The sequence below is a fragment of the Halopelagius fulvigenes genome, assembly GCF_055398025.1.
Map to the genome: position 1 here is coordinate 1,672,691 of NZ_AP043846.1, position 16,935 is coordinate 1,689,625.

The window sequence follows — 16,935 nt, forward strand, 5'->3', positions numbered from 1 at the left end:
GTGCGCGGTACGCGGCGCGAGGCGCCGTGACGCCGCCGCCGAAGTCGGGAACGAGGGCGCTCGGCGTCGCCGAGTCGTACCGCGGCACCGACGGAGAGCCGTCGCGCCGAAGCACGCTCTGCGGCGCACTCGTCCGTGCGAACCGCGTCGTAGACGGGGTCGTCTACGGGTCGTGTACGGTCGGCGGGACGGACGCGACGAACGCCGTCGGAACGCTTTTCTCGACGCTCGGACGCGAGGACGTCCGGTACGTGCTCGTCTCGGGCGTCGCCCCCGCGTGGTTCAACGTCATCGACCTTCGCCGCCTCGCGGAGGCGACGGACCGACCCGCACTCTCGGTCTCCTACGAGGAGAGCGAGGGCCTCCAGTCGGCCCTGCGCGAACAGTTCTCCGGCGACGAACTCGACGAACGCCTCGCGGTCTACCGGTCGCTTCCGCCGCGGCGACCCGTCGAGGTGAACGGGGAGACGGTGTTCGTCCGCGCCGTCGGCGTCGACGCGGCGGAGGCGGCCGACGTCGTCCGTGCGTTCACGCCCGAGGGCGGGCGACCGGAACCCGTCCGCGTCGCTCGGACGGCCGCGCGGGCGGCGCGTTCGTGGCGCGAACGGGAGTGCGGCGGAGGCGGCGACCCCGGGTCGCCGGGCGACCATCACGAGTAAGTCGGACCGGGCCGCTACACGAGGCATGGACGACGTATCCGACGGCGAGATGGACGGCCTCTGCGTCACCGAGTGCACGCGGTGTCCCGACCTCGTCGAGGGACGGACCCAAATCGTCAACGGCGCGGGCCCCGACGACGCCGACTTGGTGTTCCTCGGGGAGGCACCGGGCGCGAACGAGGACGAACAGGGCGAACCGTTCGTCGGACGCTCCGGGAGCGTTCTCGACGACGCCCTCCGCGACGTGGGACTCGCGCGCCCGGACGTCCGCATCACGAACTGCGTGCGGTGTCACCCGCCGGAGAACCGCGACCCGAAGGTGAAGGAACTGGAGAACTGCGCCGCGTGGTTAGAGCGAGAACTCGAACTCGTGGACCCCGAACTCCTCGTGACGCTCGGGAAGGTTCCCTCCGAACACGTCCTCGACCGCTCCGTCGCCGTCACGAAGGAGGCGGGCGACGTGGTGGACGCGCGCATCGGCGACCGGCCGCAACGCGTCCTCGTCTGCGTCCACCCGGCCGCGACGCTGTACGACCGGAGTCAGGAGGACACGTTCACGAGTACCATCGCGAAGGCCGCCGAACTCGCCGATCTCACGGACGGCGAGGGCGGGCAGGCGAACCTCGGCGACTTCTAATCCGTCTCGCCGCCCCGCGCCGGCCCCTCCGTTTTCAGTCGGCGGCGCGCGCGGCCGTGTTCGCGGAGGTGCGCGGCGACGTCGAACGCCGTCTTCAGGACCACCAGGAGGAGGACGAGTACTACGGGTCCGCCGAGTGAGACGACGAGGAACGCCCCGAGGACGACGGTGAGGTGGAGAACGAACACCCGGCGGTACGGGGCCATCATCTGCCCGTCGGGCGAGACGCCGCGGTACTCCCCGTGCCCGAGGTAGTTGACGACGAACGACCCGCCGTGGCTCACCACCATCGTCGCCCCGGCGACGAGGACGCCGAGGACGTCGATGCTCCCGAACGCGCCGGCGAACGCGGGCAGTCCGAAGAGGACGAAGACGCCGTGGACGACCCAGAAGATGCCGTAGTGCACGCAGAAGAACCCGGCCGTGAAGACGTTCACCGCGGGAACGTCGACTCCGAACAGCGACCTGTCGGCCCGGTTCGAGAAGTCGACGGGCGCGCCGTTGACCGAAAAGGAGACGCTCTCGTCCGGCGTTCCGCGGGCGAGCAGAATCTTCGGGACGTTCAGGACCCCGACGACGCCGCTCTCCAGCCAGTAGACGGCGAGTACGTCGAAGACGTTCCAGCCGAACGCGAGGACGCCGACGAGGGGGGCGAGGTTGGCGACCAGTAGCGCCGCGAGGGCGACCGGCGACGACGGGTCGAGACGGCTCACGGTTCGCGTACGGCGGCGGGCGGGAAGAACCGACGGGCCGTCGCGCCTCCCCGCCGAGGTCGCCCGGAGGGAAAGTCACTTTGCCGCCCTGCGCGGAGTGTTCGGTATGAGCGCGCCGAACTCCGCCGCGGCCGAGCAGTCGCTCGCCTCGGTGGTCATGGTCGATTACGGACTGGGGAACCTGCGGAGCGCACAGCGCGGCCTGGAACGCGCGGGCGCGGACGTGACGATAACCGACGACCCCGACGAGTTCGCCGACGCCGACGGAATCGTCCTGCCGGGCGTCGGCGCATTCAGCGAGGGGATGGAGAACGCCGGGCCGTTCCGCGAACCCCTCGCGGCGGCGGCCGAACGCGGCCAACCCGTCTTCGGCATCTGCCTCGGGATGCAGATGCTCCTCACGTCGAGCGAGGAGGCCGATTACGAGGGCGAAGGCGAGGTGACCGGCCTCGACTTCGTCCCCGGCCGGAACGTCCGCTTCTCGCAGGGTCAGAAGGTGCCCCACATGGGCTGGAACGAACTGAACGTCGAACGCGATCACCCCCTCGTGGAGGGCGTCGACAGCGTTGCGTCGAAGACGCAACGAGCAGACGAACCCGCGAGCGGGTCCGTCGACGGAGAGTACGCCTACTTCGTCCACTCGTACTACGCGGTGCCGGACGACGAGAACGCCGTCGTCGCCACGACGGACTACGGCGTGGAGTTCCCGGCCATCGTCGCCAACGAGGAGGGCAACGTGTTCGGCACGCAGTTCCACCCCGAGAAGAGCGGCGAGACGGGGCTGACGATTCTCCGGAACTTCGTCGAACTCTGCGCCGAGCAGTAATCGGGCCGGACGTTCGCCCGCGACGACGGGCTTTTCAAACTCGGGGCTGAACGTCGCCGCATGCAGGCAGTCACGCTGGGTCCGGCGGGGACGTACTCTCACCGCGCCGCCCGAGCCGTCGCCGACGACGTGGAGTTCCGCGAGTCCGTCTCCGCCATCATCGACGCGGTGGAGGAGGGCGCGTACGACCGCGGCGTCGTCCCCATCGAGAACAGCATCGAGGGGAGCGTCACGGAGACGTTGGACGCCATCGCCGAGACGGACGTGGCGGTCACCCAGGAGATAGTCACGCCGATTCGCCACGCCCTCCTCGCGCAGACCGAGGAGTTCTCCGTGGTCGCCTCCCACTCGCAGGCCCTCGCGCAGTGTCGGTCGTACCTCGAATCGAAGTACCCGAACGCGAAACTCGAAGCCGTCGCCAGCACCGCCCGCGGCGTCGAACGCGCCCGCGACGACCCGAACGTCGCGGGAATCGGCCACCCGGACAACGCCGGCGGGACGCTCAACGTCCTCGCGGAGGACATCCAAGACCGCTCTTCGAACGCGACGCGCTTCTTCGTCATCGCGCCCGCGAGCGAACGCTCCGAGGCGGGCGGCAAATCCACCATCGTGGTCTACCCCAACGCCAACTACCCGGGACTCCTCTTGGAACTGCTGGAGGCGTTCGCCGACCACGACATCAACCTCTCGCGCATCGAGTCCCGCCCCAGCGGAAACCGCCTCGGCGACTACCTGTTCCACATCGACTTCGAGGCCGGCCTCTACGAGGACAGGGCTGAGGACGCCCTCGCGGAGGTCGAAGAGATAGCCTCCCGCGGGTGGGTCAAGCGCCTCGGTTCCTACGACATGCAGCACGTCCTCTACTGAGGCTCGTTCGCCCGCGACCCGTCGGGTCGACGCGAAAATCTTGAAGGAGTGACGGACCGAACTCCGAACCACTCATGGCGAAGTCGAACCCCTTCGAGGACGTAGAGAAGCTGCTCGAACGGCTGGACGGCCAGTTCGAGGCGGGCGGCGTCACCGGCCGCCGCGAAGTCGATATCGACGTGGCCGACCGCGGCGGCGAGTTCGTCGTCGTCGCCGACCTACCGGGGTACGAGAAGGGGGACGTGGACGTCTCCCTGTCGGACCGGCGACTCACCGTCTCGACGGAGCGAACGTCCGTCCACGACGCCGCCGACGCGCGCTTCCTCCGGCAGGAACGGACGCGCGAGGCCGTCTCCCGGAGCGTCACGCTCCCGGAAGCGGTCGTGGCCGACGAGGCGACGGCGACGTACGAGAACGGCGTCCTCACCGTCACGCTTCCGAAGGCGTCGGCGAGGCCCGAAGACGAGGGGACGAGCATCGAAGTCGAGTGACTCCCGTCGGAAACGAACGAAAGCCGGAATATCGGGCGATTCGAGCGCCGTACCGTGCGAACTGCACACGTAGTTACAACTACGTTTATGCTCTCACGCGACGTTAGTAGTAGTCGGTGACTCACATATGATGCCACGTTCTTCCCCCTTCGACGATTTCGAGACGCTGTTCGAGCGTATGTCCAAGCAGTTCGACGACATGAGCCGACAGTTCGAACGCTCGAATGTGGCCGGGATGGCCTCCGACGTCAACGTCGATATCGCCGACGAGGGCGAGGAGTTCGTCGTCGTCGCCGACCTGCCGGGGTACGAGAAGGAGGAGATCGACCTCACGGTGACCGAACGCGTCCTCACCATCGAGGCGACGCACGAGGACAGCGCGGAACACGACTCCGAGGAGTACATCCGCCGCGAACGCCGCCACGAGTCCGTGCGACGCGACGCCCGCCTCCCCGACGACGTCGTCGCCGACGAGGCGTCCGCCTCGTACAACAACGGCGTCCTCACCGTCACCCTCCCGAAGGTGACGACGGACGACGACGAGGACTCCCACCGCATCGACGTCGAGTGAGGACCGCGGACCGCCGACGTAGGAACGTCCACCACGCCAACCGACAACGTAGTAAGCTCACGTTCGTCCCACTCTTTCGTTTTTCAGTCACCCGCCGTCCGCTGAGCGTTCGCTCCCCTCGGCAGAGTACTTCCCTCTCCGCTTCGAAACTGACCGTATGGCTCCCTCGAACGTGTTGGTCCCGCTGGACGGCTCCCCGCTTTCGGACGACGCCTTGGTCCACGCGCTCGAAACGTTCGACTGTCCCGTCGCGGTGTTGAACGTGGTGACGCCGCTCGACGCGTCGATGAGCGAAGGCGGTATCCTCGACCCCGGCGAAGAGCGACGGGACGAGGCGAGAGCGAGAGCGGACGAGGTGGTCACGCACGCGAAGCACCGGGCGGCGGAAGCGGGACGGAGCGTCGACGTGACCGTAGAGACGGGGGACCCCGCCGAGACCATCCTCGACTACGTCGACGCGAACGACGTGGACCACGTGGTCATGGGCGGCCACGGGAGCGAGCGCAACGCACTCGCCCGCCGCCTCCTCGGAACCGTCGCGACGGTAGTCGTCGGCGAGGCCCCCGTGACGGTGACCGTCGTTCGGTAGTGCGCCTCGCTCGGGCCGTCAGAGGGCGATTACCCGCCGAGAACCGCGGCGAGCGCCCTGTAGACTCCGAACCCGACCGCCACCGACGTGACGAGCGTGATTATCCAGAACGCGAGGGTCACCCCGATTTTCCGGCGGGAGACGCCGGCGGACCCTCCTGCGAGGCCGCCGCCGATGACTCCAGAGATGATGATGTTGTTGAACGAGATGGGGATACCGAGCGCAATGGCGAGTTGGGCGATGACGAAGCCGGGGACGAGGGCGGCGATGGACCGACGAATCCCGAGTTGCGCGTACTCGCGAGAGGTTGCTTGGAGCAGTCGCGGTGCGCCCATCCACGCGCCCGCGAGGATGCCCGTCGCGCCGATGGCCAAGAGCACGATTCCGGGGAGGCCGAGTTCGACTCGGTAGAGGTTCTCGAGCGGTCCGGTCGCCAGTCCGACCTGGCTCCCGCCGCTCGAAAACGCGACGATGCTCCCGAGTGCGACGAGAAACGTTCTGACGCCGCCTTCGACTGACGCCTGCGTTCGGCGACGGATGAACTGGAAACTCGCGGCCGCGGCGAGTACCGACACGACGACGACGCCGAGTTCGACGCCGGCGACGGCGGGCGTGTCGACGAACCCCGAGAGGAACCTCGCGAGAGAGCCCTGCTCCTCGCCGGGCGGGGCGGGGATGATTCCCAGTTGGACGTTGGCGACGATACCGCCGACAAGAGCCGCCAACACCGGGACGCCGACCGTCTCGGGGATGTCGTCGCGGCGGAGTAGCGTGGCGGTGAGGTACGCCAAACCGCCGGAGACGGGCGGGACGAGTACCCAGAACGTCGCGATTCTGCGGTACGTGTCGAACGCCGGCGTCCCGCCGAGAGCGAGTCCCACGCCCACCATCGCGCCGGTCGTCGCGAACGCCGCCGGTACCGGATAGCCGGTGTAGACGCCGAACGCCATGAACGCCGTGGCGGTCAACAGGCCCGCCGTCGCGGCCAGCGAACTGAACGCGACGCCGTTTATCAGTCCGGAACCGACCGTCTCCGAGATACTGCCTCCCTGCGTGAGTGCGCCCAAGGCGGCGAGGAGGCCGATGAGGAACGCGGCGCGCATCGTCGAGATGGCGTTCGCGCCGATAGCGGGGGCGAACGGCGGCGAGTTGCTGTTGGCTCCGAGCGCCCACGCCGTCAAGAAGCCGGTGACGGTGGCTAAAAGGACGAGAATCCAGAAGACGGCGGCAGTCATCGTCGAAACAGTTCTCCGATGCGGTGAATCGGGCCGCCGACCACCGCACCGTCTCTGGCGAGGATGACCGTCTCGTCGGTCCGTCTGACGATTCGTCTCGCCACCGAACCGACGAGGCGACGCCGGAGTACGCCGCGTCGGGTCGCTCCCAACACGACCACGTCGTGGTTCGCCGCCTCCTCGCCGATGGCGTCCGTCGGGGTCGCGGCTTCGCGGACGACGGTCTCGACCGCCGGTTCGACGCCGGAGACGGTGACGAGCGCCCTGTGACCCTCCTCGGCGAACTCCGTCGCCGCCGCCGCGTCGGTTTCCGCGTCGGCCACCGAGAAGACGACCACCCGAGCGTCGTTCCGAACGGCGATGGCCGCTGCGATCACCGCCGCTGCATCGACGTGCGGTCCGCCCGCGACGGGGAGGAGGACGGAGTCGACGCCGTCGGCCTCGCGGCCGACGCGTTCGACGTACAGGTCGCACTCCGCCCGTTCGACGAGTGCGTCGACTGTCGTTCCGAGGACGGCGTCGCTCCGCCGCGAACGCTCCCTCCACCCGACGAGGAGCGCGGACGGGTCGCTCTCCCCGACTGCGTTCAGGAGGCCGCGCGTCGGTGACCGCGCGACGACCACGTCGCGTTCGACGGTGACGTCCGCCGGAGCGTCCGCCCGTTCGACGAGTTCGCCGCTGTCACCGGCGTACTCGCGGACGATGGTCTCGTCGTCGAACAGGCCGAACGGCGAGTCGTGCGGCTTCACCACGACGGTCACGAGACGCACCGTGCCGTCACCGAGGCGCGCGAGGTCACCGGCGGTACGAACTAACTGCTGGACGTGCGCCGGGTCGTCCAGTCCGACCAGCACCGGGCCGCCAGTTCCGTCGTCGGCCATAGGCGCGTACTTTCGGCCCCGCCGAGCAAAAGTGTTCACACGGTTCGAGGCTCCGAGAGACGGTAACCGACCCGTCGGCGACTGCATCTACGACTCCGAGGAACGCTCCGTCGAACGTAGTCGTCATTCGAGCGGAGAGTCAGCGGCGGAAGCGCCACTTGACAGCCGCGCGAGTCAGGTATAGGAGATATTTTAGGTCCGCACCCCTGACGACACAGACATGGAATACGACCCGCAGGAACTCGAAGAGCGATGGCGGGAGCGGTGGTCCGAGACGGGGCGGTACGAGGCCGACCCTTCGGAGGCCGACGACGGCGACGACGACCCCACGTTCATCACGGTTCCGTACCCCTACCCGAGCGGCGGGATGCACATCGGGCACGCGCGAACGTACACGGTGCCCGACGTGTACGCGCGGTACCGACGACAGCAGGGGGACAACGTGCTGTTCCCCATCGCGTGGCACGTCACGGGGACGCCCATCATCGGCGCGGTGGAGCGTCTGAAGAAGGGCGAGGAGAAGCAGCTCTCCGTCCTCCGCGACACCTACGACGTCTCCGAGGAGACGCTTCAGGAGTTAGAGACGCCGATGGGCTACGCCCGGCACTTCATCGAGGAGCACTACAAGAAGGGGATGAAGGACCTCGGGTTGTCCATCGACTGGCGGCGCGAGTTCACCACGAACGACGAGCGCTACTCGAAGTTCATCACGTGGCAGTACGAGACGCTGAGGGACCGCGGCCTCCTGGAGAAGGGCCTGCACCCGGTGAAGTACTGCACGAACGAGGAGCAACCCGTCACGACCCACGACCTGTTGGAGGGCGAAGAGGCGGAGTTCCAAGAGTACACGCTCGTGCGCTTCACACACGGCGACACCGTCGTCCCGATGGCGACGCTCCGCCCGGAGACGGTCCGCGGCGTCACGAACGCCTACATCGACCCCGACGCGGAGTACGCCTACGCCGACGTGGACGGCGAGGAGTGGTTCGTCTCCGCCGCCGCCGTCGAGAAACTCGACCTGCAGGGTCACGACGTGACGATGAACCGACTCCTGACCGGCGAGGAACTCGTCGGCGAACGCGTCGAGAACCCCATCACGGGCGAGGAGGTGCTCGTCCTGCCCGCCTCGTTCGTGGACGCCGAGAACGCGACGGGCGTCGTCATGTCCGTGCCGGCGCACTCCCCCGACGACTACGTGGCGTTGCGGGAGGCGAAAGCCGACGACGAACGGATGCGCGAGTACGGCATCGACCCCGAGGAGGTCGAGGCCATCGAACCCGTCCCCATCCTCTCCGTCGAGGGCTACGGCGAGATACCCGCCGAATCCGCCGTCGAGGAGGCGGGCGTGGAGTCCTCCGAGGACCCCGCCTTGGAGAAGGCGACGAAGGACCTCTACAACAAGGAGTTCCACGCGGGCCGTCTCAACGACGAGTACGGCGAGTTCGCGGGCGAACTCGTCGAGGACGTCCGCACGAAGTTCCGCGACGCCAACCGCGAGTCGGGCGCGTTCGGGACGATGCAGGAGTTCTCCGAGGACGTCGTCTGCCGGTGCGGCGGCGACGTCGTCGTCGCCGAACAGGACACGTGGTTCCTCCGCTACAACGACGAGGCGTGGAAGCGGAAGGCCCACGAACTCGTCTCCGAGATGGAGGCCATCCCGGCGAACACCCGCGACGAGTACGACCACACCATCGACTGGTTGAACGAGTGGCCGTGCATCCGTAACTACGGCCTCGGGACGCGCCTGCCGTGGGACGACGACTTCGTCATCGAACCCCTCTCGGATTCGACCATCTACATGGCGTACTACACCGTCGCCCACCGCCTGCGGGACGTTCCGGTCGAGGAGATGGACCGCGACTTCTTCGATACGCTGTTCTACGGTCCGGAGGCGGTCGAGGACGGCGAGGTGCCGGGCACCTCGGAACGTTCGAGCGGCGATGAGCCGCGAGAACCCGACGAGACGGCGTTGGACCTGCGCGAGGAGTGGGACTACTGGTACCCCGTCGACTACCGGTTCTCCGCGAACGACCTCATCTCGAACCACCTCACCTTCTACCTGTTCCACCACGCGGAACTGTTCGACCCCGCCGAGTGGCCGGAGGGCATCGTCATCATGGGCATGGGTCTGTTGGAGGGCCAGAAGATGTCCTCCTCGAAGGGCCACGTCGTCCTCCCCGGCGAGGCCATCGAGAACTACGGGGCCGACACCGTCCGCTTCTTCCTGCTCAACTCCGCGGAACCGTGGCAGGACTACGACTGGCGGGCCGAACAGGTCGAGTCCGTCCGCGACCAGTTGGAGCGCTTCTGGAACCGCGCCGCCGAGATTATTGAGGGCGAGATTCCCGAGGAGCGACCCGAACTCGCCGGCGAGGACCGCTGGTTGCTGTCGAAGCTCCAAGGCACCGTCCGCGCCGTCACCGAGGCGATGGAGCAGTCGGAGACGCGCACCGCCAGTCAGGCCGCCTTCTACAACTTCGAGGAGAACCTGCGCTGGTACCGCCGGCGGACCGACTTGGACCGCCCGGCGGCGCGGTGGACGCTGGCGCACGTCTTGGAGACACGCCTGCGACTCCTCGCGCCGTTCGTCCCGTTCCTGACGAACGAGCTCCACGAACGCCTCACGGGGACGCCCGCCGAGGACGCGCCGTGGCCGGAACCGGACGAGGAGTTCGAGAGCCTCGCCGTCGAAGTCGAGGAGGGGCAGGTCGAACGCCTCGTCGAGGACGTTCAGGGCATCCGGCGGTCGCTTCAGAACGCCGACGAGTCGATTCCAGAGGCCGACCCCGACCGGATTCGCATCACCGTCGCCGCCGACTGGAAGCGCGACGTCCTCGAAACCGTCGCCGACGTCGGCACCGACCAAGGGGCCGTCATGGGGGAGGTCATGCAGGACCCCGACCTGCGCGAACGCGGGAACGAGGTCAACGACCTCGTGCAGGAACTCGTCGAGTTCGCCCGCGGGCGCGACGAGGAACAGCTCGCCGCCCTCGCGCGGATAGACGAGGCGGCGACGTACGAACGCGCCGCGGCGTTCCTCGGCGACGAGTTCGACGCCGAGGTGGTCGTCGAAGTCGAGGGCGAGGACGCGGGCGAGACGAAGCAGGCGATCCCGCTCCGCCCCGCGATAAACCTCGAAGTCGAGTAAGCCGCGTCTCCCCGTCTCCGTCTCCCATCCGCGTCTTCGCTCTCCGTTTCCGTTCTCTGCCCCGCCCGACGCTCGTCTCCCGAGATGCCTCTCCTCGCGGTATCAGCCGTGATACCTCCGGTTCCTCGTCTCTGAGAACGGCCGTTAACGCTCCGAACAGTGCCGATAGGACGAAATTATCCCTAGACTTACAGTATCAGGGGAGAGAACGTGGGCATGCACTGCCGCGACTGCGAGGTGGAGATGCACCGGGCGGACGACAGAGTCGGTTCCGACTGCGCGGACAGGCGGACGTACGAGTGTCCCGAGTGCGGAGAGACGCGAGAATCCGCGCGGTGGCGTTCACTCTGAGTCGGTGATGCTCGAAGGGGGTTGACCGCCGCCGGCCGGTTTTTTCATGCAACCGCGCGTAGTGACCAGTATGAGCGACGAAGACCAGTCCGGACTGCTGAAACGCGCCTACAGAACGGTCACGCCCGGTTTCGGTTCCCACGAAGACCGGGGGATGGACTCGCTCGGGTGGACGATGTTCCTCCTCGTCGTCGTTCTCTTCATCCCCTTCTTACCGCTCTTGCTCGCCGTCTGGCTGGTTACGAAGGTTTTCGACGCCATCGCCGGACGCGGGAGCGCGGAGGAGTAACTCGACTCAGTCCCCGCCTGCGAGACCCAAGAGGTCGAACGGGTAGCCGTTGTCGTTCTCGTCGGCGTGTTCGTAGACGACGTGGGCGGCGGCGACGTCCTGAATCGCCAGTCCCGTCGAGTCGAAGACGGTGATGCCGTCGTCGCCGGTGCGACCCGCCTTCTCGCCGACGACGATCTCGCCTATCGCGCCGTAGATGTCGTCGTCGTCGAGGACGCCCTCGTTGTACGGGACGTTGATTTCGCCCGAGTGGGTCGTCTGCGCGTGGTCGTCGATGACGAGTTTGGCGTCCAGCAGTACCTCGTCTGCGAGTTCGTGTTTCCCCTCGGCGTCGGCACCCATCGCGTTGATGTGGGTGCGGTCGCCCACGGCGTCGCGCGGGACGATGGGCGATTCGACGGGCGTCACCGTCGAGAGAACGTCGCACCCGGCGGCCTCCTCGATGGACCCCGCACGCACGTCGAAGCGGTCCTCGAAGGCGTCGATGAAGTCCGCGACGCGTTCCTCGTCTACGTCCGAGACGACGACTTCCTCGATGTCTCGGACCGTCGAGATGGCCTCCAACTGCGTGTACGACTGGACGCCCGCGCCGACGATGCCCATGGAGGTGGCGTCCTCGACGGCGAGGTGGTCCGTGGCGACGGCTGCCGCCGCGCCCGTCCGCTTCATCGTCAGTTCGGTGCCGTCCATGATGGCGAGGGGAAAGGCCGTCTCCGGCGAGGAGTACACCATCGTCCCCATGACGGTGGGCAGGTCGTGTTCGTCGTTGTCGGTGTGGACGTTGACCCACTTGATGCCCGCGGCATCCCACTCGCCGGCGTCCATGTACGCGGGCATCGACCGGAAGTCGCCGTTGTACTGCGGGAGGTCGATGTAGGACTTCGGCGGCATCTGCGCGTCGCCGCGTTCGAAGGCGGCGAACGCCTCCTCGACGGCAGGGATGAGGTCCGCCATATTCGCGTTCTCGTGGACGTCTTCGCTGTTCAGGAGTAGCGTCTGCATGATGGCTCTCTGTTTCTGCGACCGCCACTTAGTTCATACCGAAATCGGATTCGACGCCACCGTAGCGGACTTATTTCGAACGCAGTCCGTATTTCGGTAGTTATCTCGGAAGTCGAGCAACGAAGCGCCCGCGGAGCGGAGCGAACGCGCCACTCGGCGCTGGCGGTGCGGAGTCGGCGAAAAATGGTGGTGTCGTGCGGTCGGCGCGCGGTGCAGGCGGGACGGGGTGTCGGTCGGCGTGTGAGTGGGGCTGTCGGCCTACTTCACATCCGCGTAGCCGAGTGAAACTCGGCTGCCTATGTGAAATCAGTCGAGGACTGATTTCACATAGCGCCGCCCATGCCGCCCATGCCGCCCATGCCGCCGCCGGGCGCGCCGCCCTCGTCGTCGTCGCCGCCGGTGCTCAGGTCGCCCGCGGCGATGATGTCGTCGATTTTGAGGACGAGGTTTGCGGCCTCGGTGGCGGAGGAGATAGCCTGCTCCTTCGCGTGGGCGGGTTCGACGATGCCCGCCTCGAAGGTGTCCTCGACGTCGCCGCTGAAGACGTTCAGACCGGCGCGCTTCTCGCCGTCCTCGTGGGCCGCGCGGAGGTCCACGAGCGTGTCGATGGAGTCGAGACCGGCGTTCTCCGCGAGGACGCGGGGGACGAGTTCGACCGCGTCGGCGAACGCCTCGACCGCGAGCTGTTCGCGGCCGGAGACGGAGTCAGCGTAGTCGCGGAGGCGCGAGGCGAGTTCGACCTCGATGGCGCCGCCGCCCGCGAGGACGCGGCCGTCGGAGACGGTCGTCGCGACGACGTTGAGGGCGTCCTCGACGCCGCGTTCGAGTTCGTCGACGACGTGGTCGGTCGAACCGCGCAGCAGCATCGTGACGCCGTGGAAGTCGTCGCCGACGCCCTCGACGTAGAACAGTTCGTCCTCGTCGTCGCGGCGGACGTTCCCGGTGCCGAGGTCCGCGGCTTCGAGGCTGTCGAGGTCGGAGACGACGTTGCCGCCGACGATGTTCTTGAGGAAGCCGATGTCGGACTTCTTCGTCCGGCGGACTGCGAGGATGCCCTGCTTCGCGAGGTAGTGCTGGGCGAGGTCGTCGATGCCCTTCTGACAGAAGACGACGTCCGCGCCGGACTCGGCTATCTTGTCGACCTTCTCCTTCAGCTGCTTCTCCTCTTGGTCGAGGAACTGCTGGAGTTGGTCGGGGCTCTCGATGCTGACCTGCGTGTCCACGTCCGTCTCCTCGACCTCGATGGGTTCGTTGAGGAGGAGGATGTTGGCGTCCTCGAAGGTGACGGGCATGTCGTCGTGGACGGGGTCCTTGTCGATGACCGCGCCGTTGAGCAGCTCGGACTCGGCGGCGGAGCGGCCCGTCTGCGTCTCGATGGAGACGTTCTCGAGGTCGACGACGTAGGAGCCGTCGTCGGCTTCGACGGTGATCTGCTGGACCGCCTCGACGATGATGTCGGCGAGAAGCTCCTTGTTGAGTTCGGAGCTCTTGCCGGTCATCGACGTCTCGGCGACCTTCTTGATGATCTCCTCGTCGTCGGGTTCGACGTCCTCGGCGATGTCGTCGATCTCCTCGCGGGCCTGCTGGCTGGCGAGGTGGAAGCCCTTGATGACCGCCGTCGGGTGGATGTCCTGTTCGAGGAGGTCCTGCGCGTTCTTCAGGAGTTCGCCCGCGATGGCGACGGCCGTCGTCGTCCCGTCGCCGGCCTCGTCCTCCTGGGTCTCGGCGACTTCGACGATCATCTCGGCCGTCGGGTTGTCGATGTCCATCTCCTTGAGGATGGTCACGCCGTCGTTCGTGATGGTGACGTCACCCATCGAGTCGACGAGCATCTTGTCCATCCCCTTCGGCCCGAGCGTCGAACGTACGGCCTCCGCCACAGCACGGGCGGCAGTGATGTTGTACTCCTGCGCGTCGCGGTCCTTGACGCGCTGGGCGTCCTCTCCCATGATGATCATGGGCTGACCCTGCTGCATTCGCTGACTCATAGTTCACCGAGAGATTGTTTGTGATTCTATATAAGTTTTGGGTTTCGGATAACCGGGTCCCTTGTCACCACCACGCACGGTAAGTCGGAGAATTACTTCGTCGCGGCGGTTACCTCCCGGTTCGGGGGCCTCCGTCGCGCTCGACGACCGTTCGGTCGAGGCGAACGATGGGACAGATTTATGTAAGAGACTGCCGGTCGGCGGTGGCGCGAACGGCGCGAAAAAGGGACGTATCGGGGACGGCGGCCTGCGGACCGGCGGCCTACTCCTCTTCCGGAAGGTCGTCCGTCAGAAACGGCGTCTCGGGAGTCGCCTCGAACGGCGGGAGTTCGTCGTCGGACTCCACGGCCTCTATCTCGTGCGAGTAGAGACGCTCTTGGAGCTGGTTCCTCTTGTTGCGGCCCTTCCGCTCCCGGCCATTCTTTGTGTCTGGCATTGTCAACCGTGCTAACGACACCCGCGGTGATGAATGTTTGGGTGACCGACTCCCACCCTCGTCGGGCGGCGAGTCGTTTTCCCTCTTCCCTCCGATTTCAGCCGTTTCAGGCCCCAAAATGGTTAAAGAACGTGTAATATCCTATAAATATACATTCTCTAAGTCAGTAGATTTATTATCTATCTTATTTCGTATATTTCTACATCTTGCGTTTGCCGTTCCTCGCTGAAGGAGGGGCAAACGTAGGATTTCGAACACCAACCAAATGACAAACGCTAATCAAATCAGCCGTCGCCGGCTCCTCACGCTCGCCGGCGCGGGAATCGGTATCGGTGCTGCGGGGTCGGGCGTCGCAAGCGCGTCCCGAGGGCGGTACGTCGTCGGCACCGCCTCGAAGGGGGCGGCCCGGGAGGCGCGCAGACGCGCGTCGTCGGTGAAACGCGTCTTCGACTTCGGCGACATCGGTCACGCCGTCGCGGGCACCTTCCCGGAGGAGGCCCTCCGCGGACTGTCTCGACGCCCCGACGTGCGCTACGTCGAACCCGACGGCGTCGTCCGCGCTATCTCCGGACTCGCGGACGCCACCGAGGGAACCTCGGTGAGCAGTCACACGCAGTCTGACGACATCGACGCGCGTTCGAGCGAAGTGCCGTGGGGCGTCGACCGGGTGGACGCCGAGAAGGTCGCCGACGCGGCGACTGGATCCGGGTCCCACGTCGCCGTCATCGACACCGGCATCGACAACGACCACCCCGACCTCGCGGACAACCTCGGCGAGGGCGTCGCTTTCACCGTCGGGACGGACTGGCGCGACGACTCCAGCACGGACCCGAGCGACTGGGACGACGGCAACGGGCACGGGACCCACGCCGCGGGTATCGCCGCCGCCGTCTCGAACGGGGAGGGCGTCGTCGGCGTCGCCGCGGGCGCGACGCTGCACGCCGTCAAAGTGCTCGAAGACGACGGCAGCGGAACGTACTCCGACGTCGCGGCCGGCATCGAGTACGTCGCCGACAGCGGGTGGGACGTGGGCAGTTTGAGTCTCGGCGGGACGCTCTCCTCCACCATCGAGGACGCGTGCAACTACGCCGCTCAGAACGGCGTGCTGTTGGTCGCCGCCGCCGGAAACGAGGGGTCGGACGTCGCCGCGACCGCCCCCGCCGCGTACGATTCGGTCGTCGCGGTCAGCGCCACCGCCGCCGACGACTCGGTCCCCGAGTGGTCGAACTACGGCGACGAGATCGAACTGGCGGCCCCGGGCGTCGAAATCCCCTCGACGCACAGCGACGGCGGGTACGCGGTGCTCTCCGGCACGTCGATGGCCTGCCCGCACGTCGCGGGCGCGGCGGGCCTCCTGATGGCCGCCGGGCACTCGAACGCGGACGCACGGACGCGCCTGCGGGACACGGCGGAGGACGCCGGTCGAACCGGGCACGACGTGCGCTACGGGTACGGCATCCTCGACGTGGAGGCGGCTGTCGGCGGGACGACCGACGACGGGTCCGCGGACGACGGGAGCGGAGACGACGGGTCGGCCGACACGACGCCGCCGTCGGCACCGACGAACCTCTCGTCGCCGGCCCGCACCCACTCGACGGTCGAGTTGGCGTGGGACGCGGCGTCGGACGACGTCGGCGTGGACCACTACGACGTCTACGCGGACGGCGCCGCACTCGGCGAGTTGGCCGGCACCGCCTGCACGGTCACGGGACTCGACGCCGGGACGACGTACGAGTTCTTTGTCACGGCGACGGACGCCGCGGGTAACGAGTCCGACCCCAGCGAAACCGTCGCGGTCACGACGGAGGCGTCCGGCGGGACGGCACCGGTCGTCGATACGTTCGCCGTCGGGTCGGACAGTCCGAACAACCCCCACGCCGAAGTCGAAGTCGAGTGGGGCGTCTCCGGTACCCCCGACTCCGTGGCCGTCGAACTGTACCGAGGGAGCGTCGAGACGGGCGAGTCGCCCCTCGCGCGGTGGACCGGCGCGACCGGGAGTCGCACCTTCACCGAGAAGTTCGGGTCGCCGACGGAGTACACCGTCCGACTGATCGGGTCGAACGCCGCGGGCGAAACCGTGGCGACGCGCCGCCTGACGGCCTGAACCCCCCGGCGGTTCGCTCCGCGTCTCCTATTTCTGATTCGGCGGAAGCGCCCTCGTCCCCGGACGCCGCCCCGCCCCGTGCCAGACAGTAACTACCAGGAGAACGTCCGAGTAGGATTACTTTCTACTGTACTTAATAAACTATTAT

At 67.3% G+C, this 16,935-nt stretch carries 17 protein-coding genes; 11 read left to right on the forward strand and 6 right to left on the reverse strand.

From position 1 onward, the window contains the following. The first annotated feature begins 26 nt into the window (after positions 1-26). Together ACZ522_RS13325 and ACZ522_RS13330 are read left to right on the forward strand one after the other, a co-directional pair. A complete protein-coding gene (locus ACZ522_RS13325) occupies positions 27-659 on the forward strand; it encodes an endonuclease dU (protein WP_379698697.1) in 633 nt (210 codons plus the stop codon). Between the two features lie 25 nt (positions 660-684). Beyond that, positions 685-1,296: a uracil-DNA glycosylase gene (locus ACZ522_RS13330; protein WP_379698695.1), complete on the forward strand. Its 612-nt coding sequence runs from the start codon at positions 685-687 to the stop codon at positions 1,294-1,296. Here the strand turns inward: ACZ522_RS13330 and ACZ522_RS13335 are convergent. Next, positions 1,293-2,009 (reverse strand): DUF6498-containing protein, encoded by a 717-nt coding sequence (locus tag ACZ522_RS13335; RefSeq protein WP_379698693.1) that lies wholly within the window; start codon positions 2,007-2,009, stop codon positions 1,293-1,295. The two genes, ACZ522_RS13330 and ACZ522_RS13335, sit on opposite strands and share 4 nt — an antisense overlap. Before the next feature lie 106 nt (positions 2,010-2,115). Between ACZ522_RS13335 and hisH the strand changes: the two genes are divergently transcribed. The 5 genes from hisH (at position 2,116) to ACZ522_RS13360 (ending at position 5,353) form a co-directional block, all read left to right on the forward strand. Then, on the forward strand, positions 2,116-2,835 hold the full coding sequence (gene hisH / locus ACZ522_RS13340) for an imidazole glycerol phosphate synthase subunit HisH (RefSeq protein WP_379698691.1): 720 nt from the start codon (positions 2,116-2,118) through the stop codon (positions 2,833-2,835). Between the two features lie 60 nt (positions 2,836-2,895). Continuing rightward, complete coding sequence (gene pheA / locus ACZ522_RS13345) at positions 2,896-3,702, forward strand: prephenate dehydratase (RefSeq protein ID WP_379698690.1); 807 nt, start codon at positions 2,896-2,898, stop codon at positions 3,700-3,702. 74 nt (positions 3,703-3,776) lie between these two features. Then, on the forward strand, positions 3,777-4,193 hold the full coding sequence (locus tag ACZ522_RS13350; RefSeq protein WP_379698688.1) for an Hsp20/alpha crystallin family protein: 417 nt from the start codon (positions 3,777-3,779) through the stop codon (positions 4,191-4,193). Between the two features lie 127 nt (positions 4,194-4,320). After that, positions 4,321-4,764 carry an archaeal heat shock protein Hsp14 gene (gene hsp14, locus ACZ522_RS13355; RefSeq protein WP_379698686.1) on the forward strand — a complete coding sequence of 148 codons (444 nt, stop codon included), beginning with the start codon at positions 4,321-4,323 and terminating at the stop codon, positions 4,762-4,764. A gap of 157 nt (positions 4,765-4,921) precedes the next feature. Further along, a complete protein-coding gene (locus ACZ522_RS13360) occupies positions 4,922-5,353 on the forward strand; it encodes a universal stress protein (protein WP_379698684.1) in 432 nt (143 codons plus the stop codon). A 29-nt stretch (positions 5,354-5,382) separates the two neighbouring features. On the opposite strand, the gene ACZ522_RS13365 is transcribed toward ACZ522_RS13360, so the two are convergent. Together ACZ522_RS13365 and ACZ522_RS13370 are read right to left on the reverse strand one after the other, a co-directional pair. After that, the gene (locus tag ACZ522_RS13365) at positions 5,383-6,588 is read right to left on the reverse strand and encodes an inorganic phosphate transporter (protein ID WP_379698682.1); all 1,206 of its coding nucleotides are present in this window, start codon (positions 6,586-6,588) and stop codon (positions 5,383-5,385) included. Continuing rightward, entirely contained in the window at positions 6,585-7,469 is an 885-nt protein-coding gene (locus ACZ522_RS13370; protein ID WP_379698680.1) for a universal stress protein, read from the reverse strand. The genes ACZ522_RS13365 and ACZ522_RS13370 overlap by 4 nt, the downstream gene beginning before the upstream one ends. Positions 7,470-7,689: 220 nt before the next feature. On the opposite strand from ACZ522_RS13370, the gene leuS reads away from it, so the two are divergent. The 3 genes from leuS to ACZ522_RS13385 all read left to right on the forward strand — a co-directional run bounded on the left by leuS (position 7,690) and on the right by ACZ522_RS13385 (position 11,257). Beyond that, the gene (gene leuS, locus ACZ522_RS13375; RefSeq protein ID WP_379698678.1) at positions 7,690-10,617 is read left to right on the forward strand and encodes a leucine--tRNA ligase; all 2,928 of its coding nucleotides are present in this window, start codon (positions 7,690-7,692) and stop codon (positions 10,615-10,617) included. A 216-nt stretch (positions 10,618-10,833) separates the two neighbouring features. Then, a complete protein-coding gene (locus ACZ522_RS13380) occupies positions 10,834-10,968 on the forward strand; it encodes a hypothetical protein (RefSeq protein WP_379698676.1) in 135 nt (44 codons plus the stop codon). Positions 10,969-11,038: 70 nt separating this feature from the next. Beyond that, a complete protein-coding gene (locus ACZ522_RS13385) occupies positions 11,039-11,257 on the forward strand; it encodes a DUF7535 family protein (RefSeq protein WP_379698674.1) in 219 nt (72 codons plus the stop codon). 6 nt (positions 11,258-11,263) lie between these two features. Here ACZ522_RS13385 and ACZ522_RS13390 read toward each other — a convergent pair whose 3' ends face one another. From ACZ522_RS13390 to ACZ522_RS13400, 3 genes are all read right to left on the reverse strand, one after another. After that, complete coding sequence (locus ACZ522_RS13390; protein ID WP_379699928.1) at positions 11,264-12,262, reverse strand: ornithine cyclodeaminase family protein; 999 nt, start codon at positions 12,260-12,262, stop codon at positions 11,264-11,266. Positions 12,263-12,582: 320 nt separating this feature from the next. Further along, positions 12,583-14,217, reverse strand: coding sequence for a thermosome subunit beta (thsB, locus tag ACZ522_RS13395; protein ID WP_379699925.1), 1,635 nt, complete (start codon positions 14,215-14,217; stop codon positions 12,583-12,585). A gap of 292 nt (positions 14,218-14,509) precedes the next feature. Next, positions 14,510-14,683: a hypothetical protein gene (locus tag ACZ522_RS13400; protein ID WP_379698672.1), complete on the reverse strand. Its 174-nt coding sequence runs from the start codon at positions 14,681-14,683 to the stop codon at positions 14,510-14,512. A gap of 265 nt (positions 14,684-14,948) precedes the next feature. Here ACZ522_RS13400 and ACZ522_RS13405 point away from each other — a divergent pair, with 265 nt between their 5' ends. After that, complete coding sequence (locus tag ACZ522_RS13405; RefSeq protein ID WP_379698670.1) at positions 14,949-16,787, forward strand: S8 family serine peptidase; 1,839 nt, start codon at positions 14,949-14,951, stop codon at positions 16,785-16,787. Positions 16,788-16,935: the final 148 nt, after the last annotated feature.

Coding starts and splice junctions, on each gene's coding strand:
- hsp14 (WP_379698686.1), top strand. CDS start 4,321: ATGATGCCACGTTCTTCCCCCTTCGACGATTTCGAGACGCTGTTCGAG.
- leuS (WP_379698678.1), top strand. CDS start 7,690: ATGGAATACGACCCGCAGGAACTCGAAGAGCGATGGCGGGAGCGGTGG.
- ACZ522_RS13370 (WP_379698680.1), bottom strand. CDS start 7,469: ATGGCCGACGACGGAACTGGCGGCCCGGTGCTGGTCGGACTGGACGAC.
- thsB (WP_379699925.1), bottom strand. CDS start 14,217: ATGATCATCATGGGAGAGGACGCCCAGCGCGTCAAGGACCGCGACGCG.
- ACZ522_RS13400 (WP_379698672.1), bottom strand. CDS start 14,683: ATGCCAGACACAAAGAATGGCCGGGAGCGGAAGGGCCGCAACAAGAGG.
- hisH (WP_379698691.1), top strand. CDS start 2,116: ATGAGCGCGCCGAACTCCGCCGCGGCCGAGCAGTCGCTCGCCTCGGTG.
- ACZ522_RS13385 (WP_379698674.1), top strand. CDS start 11,039: ATGAGCGACGAAGACCAGTCCGGACTGCTGAAACGCGCCTACAGAACG.
- ACZ522_RS13365 (WP_379698682.1), bottom strand. CDS start 6,588: ATGACTGCCGCCGTCTTCTGGATTCTCGTCCTTTTAGCCACCGTCACC.
- ACZ522_RS13405 (WP_379698670.1), top strand. CDS start 14,949: ATGACAAACGCTAATCAAATCAGCCGTCGCCGGCTCCTCACGCTCGCC.
- ACZ522_RS13360 (WP_379698684.1), top strand. CDS start 4,922: ATGGCTCCCTCGAACGTGTTGGTCCCGCTGGACGGCTCCCCGCTTTCG.
- ACZ522_RS13350 (WP_379698688.1), top strand. CDS start 3,777: ATGGCGAAGTCGAACCCCTTCGAGGACGTAGAGAAGCTGCTCGAACGG.
- ACZ522_RS13330 (WP_379698695.1), top strand. CDS start 685: ATGGACGACGTATCCGACGGCGAGATGGACGGCCTCTGCGTCACCGAG.
- ACZ522_RS13380 (WP_379698676.1), top strand. CDS start 10,834: ATGCACTGCCGCGACTGCGAGGTGGAGATGCACCGGGCGGACGACAGA.
- pheA (WP_379698690.1), top strand. CDS start 2,896: ATGCAGGCAGTCACGCTGGGTCCGGCGGGGACGTACTCTCACCGCGCC.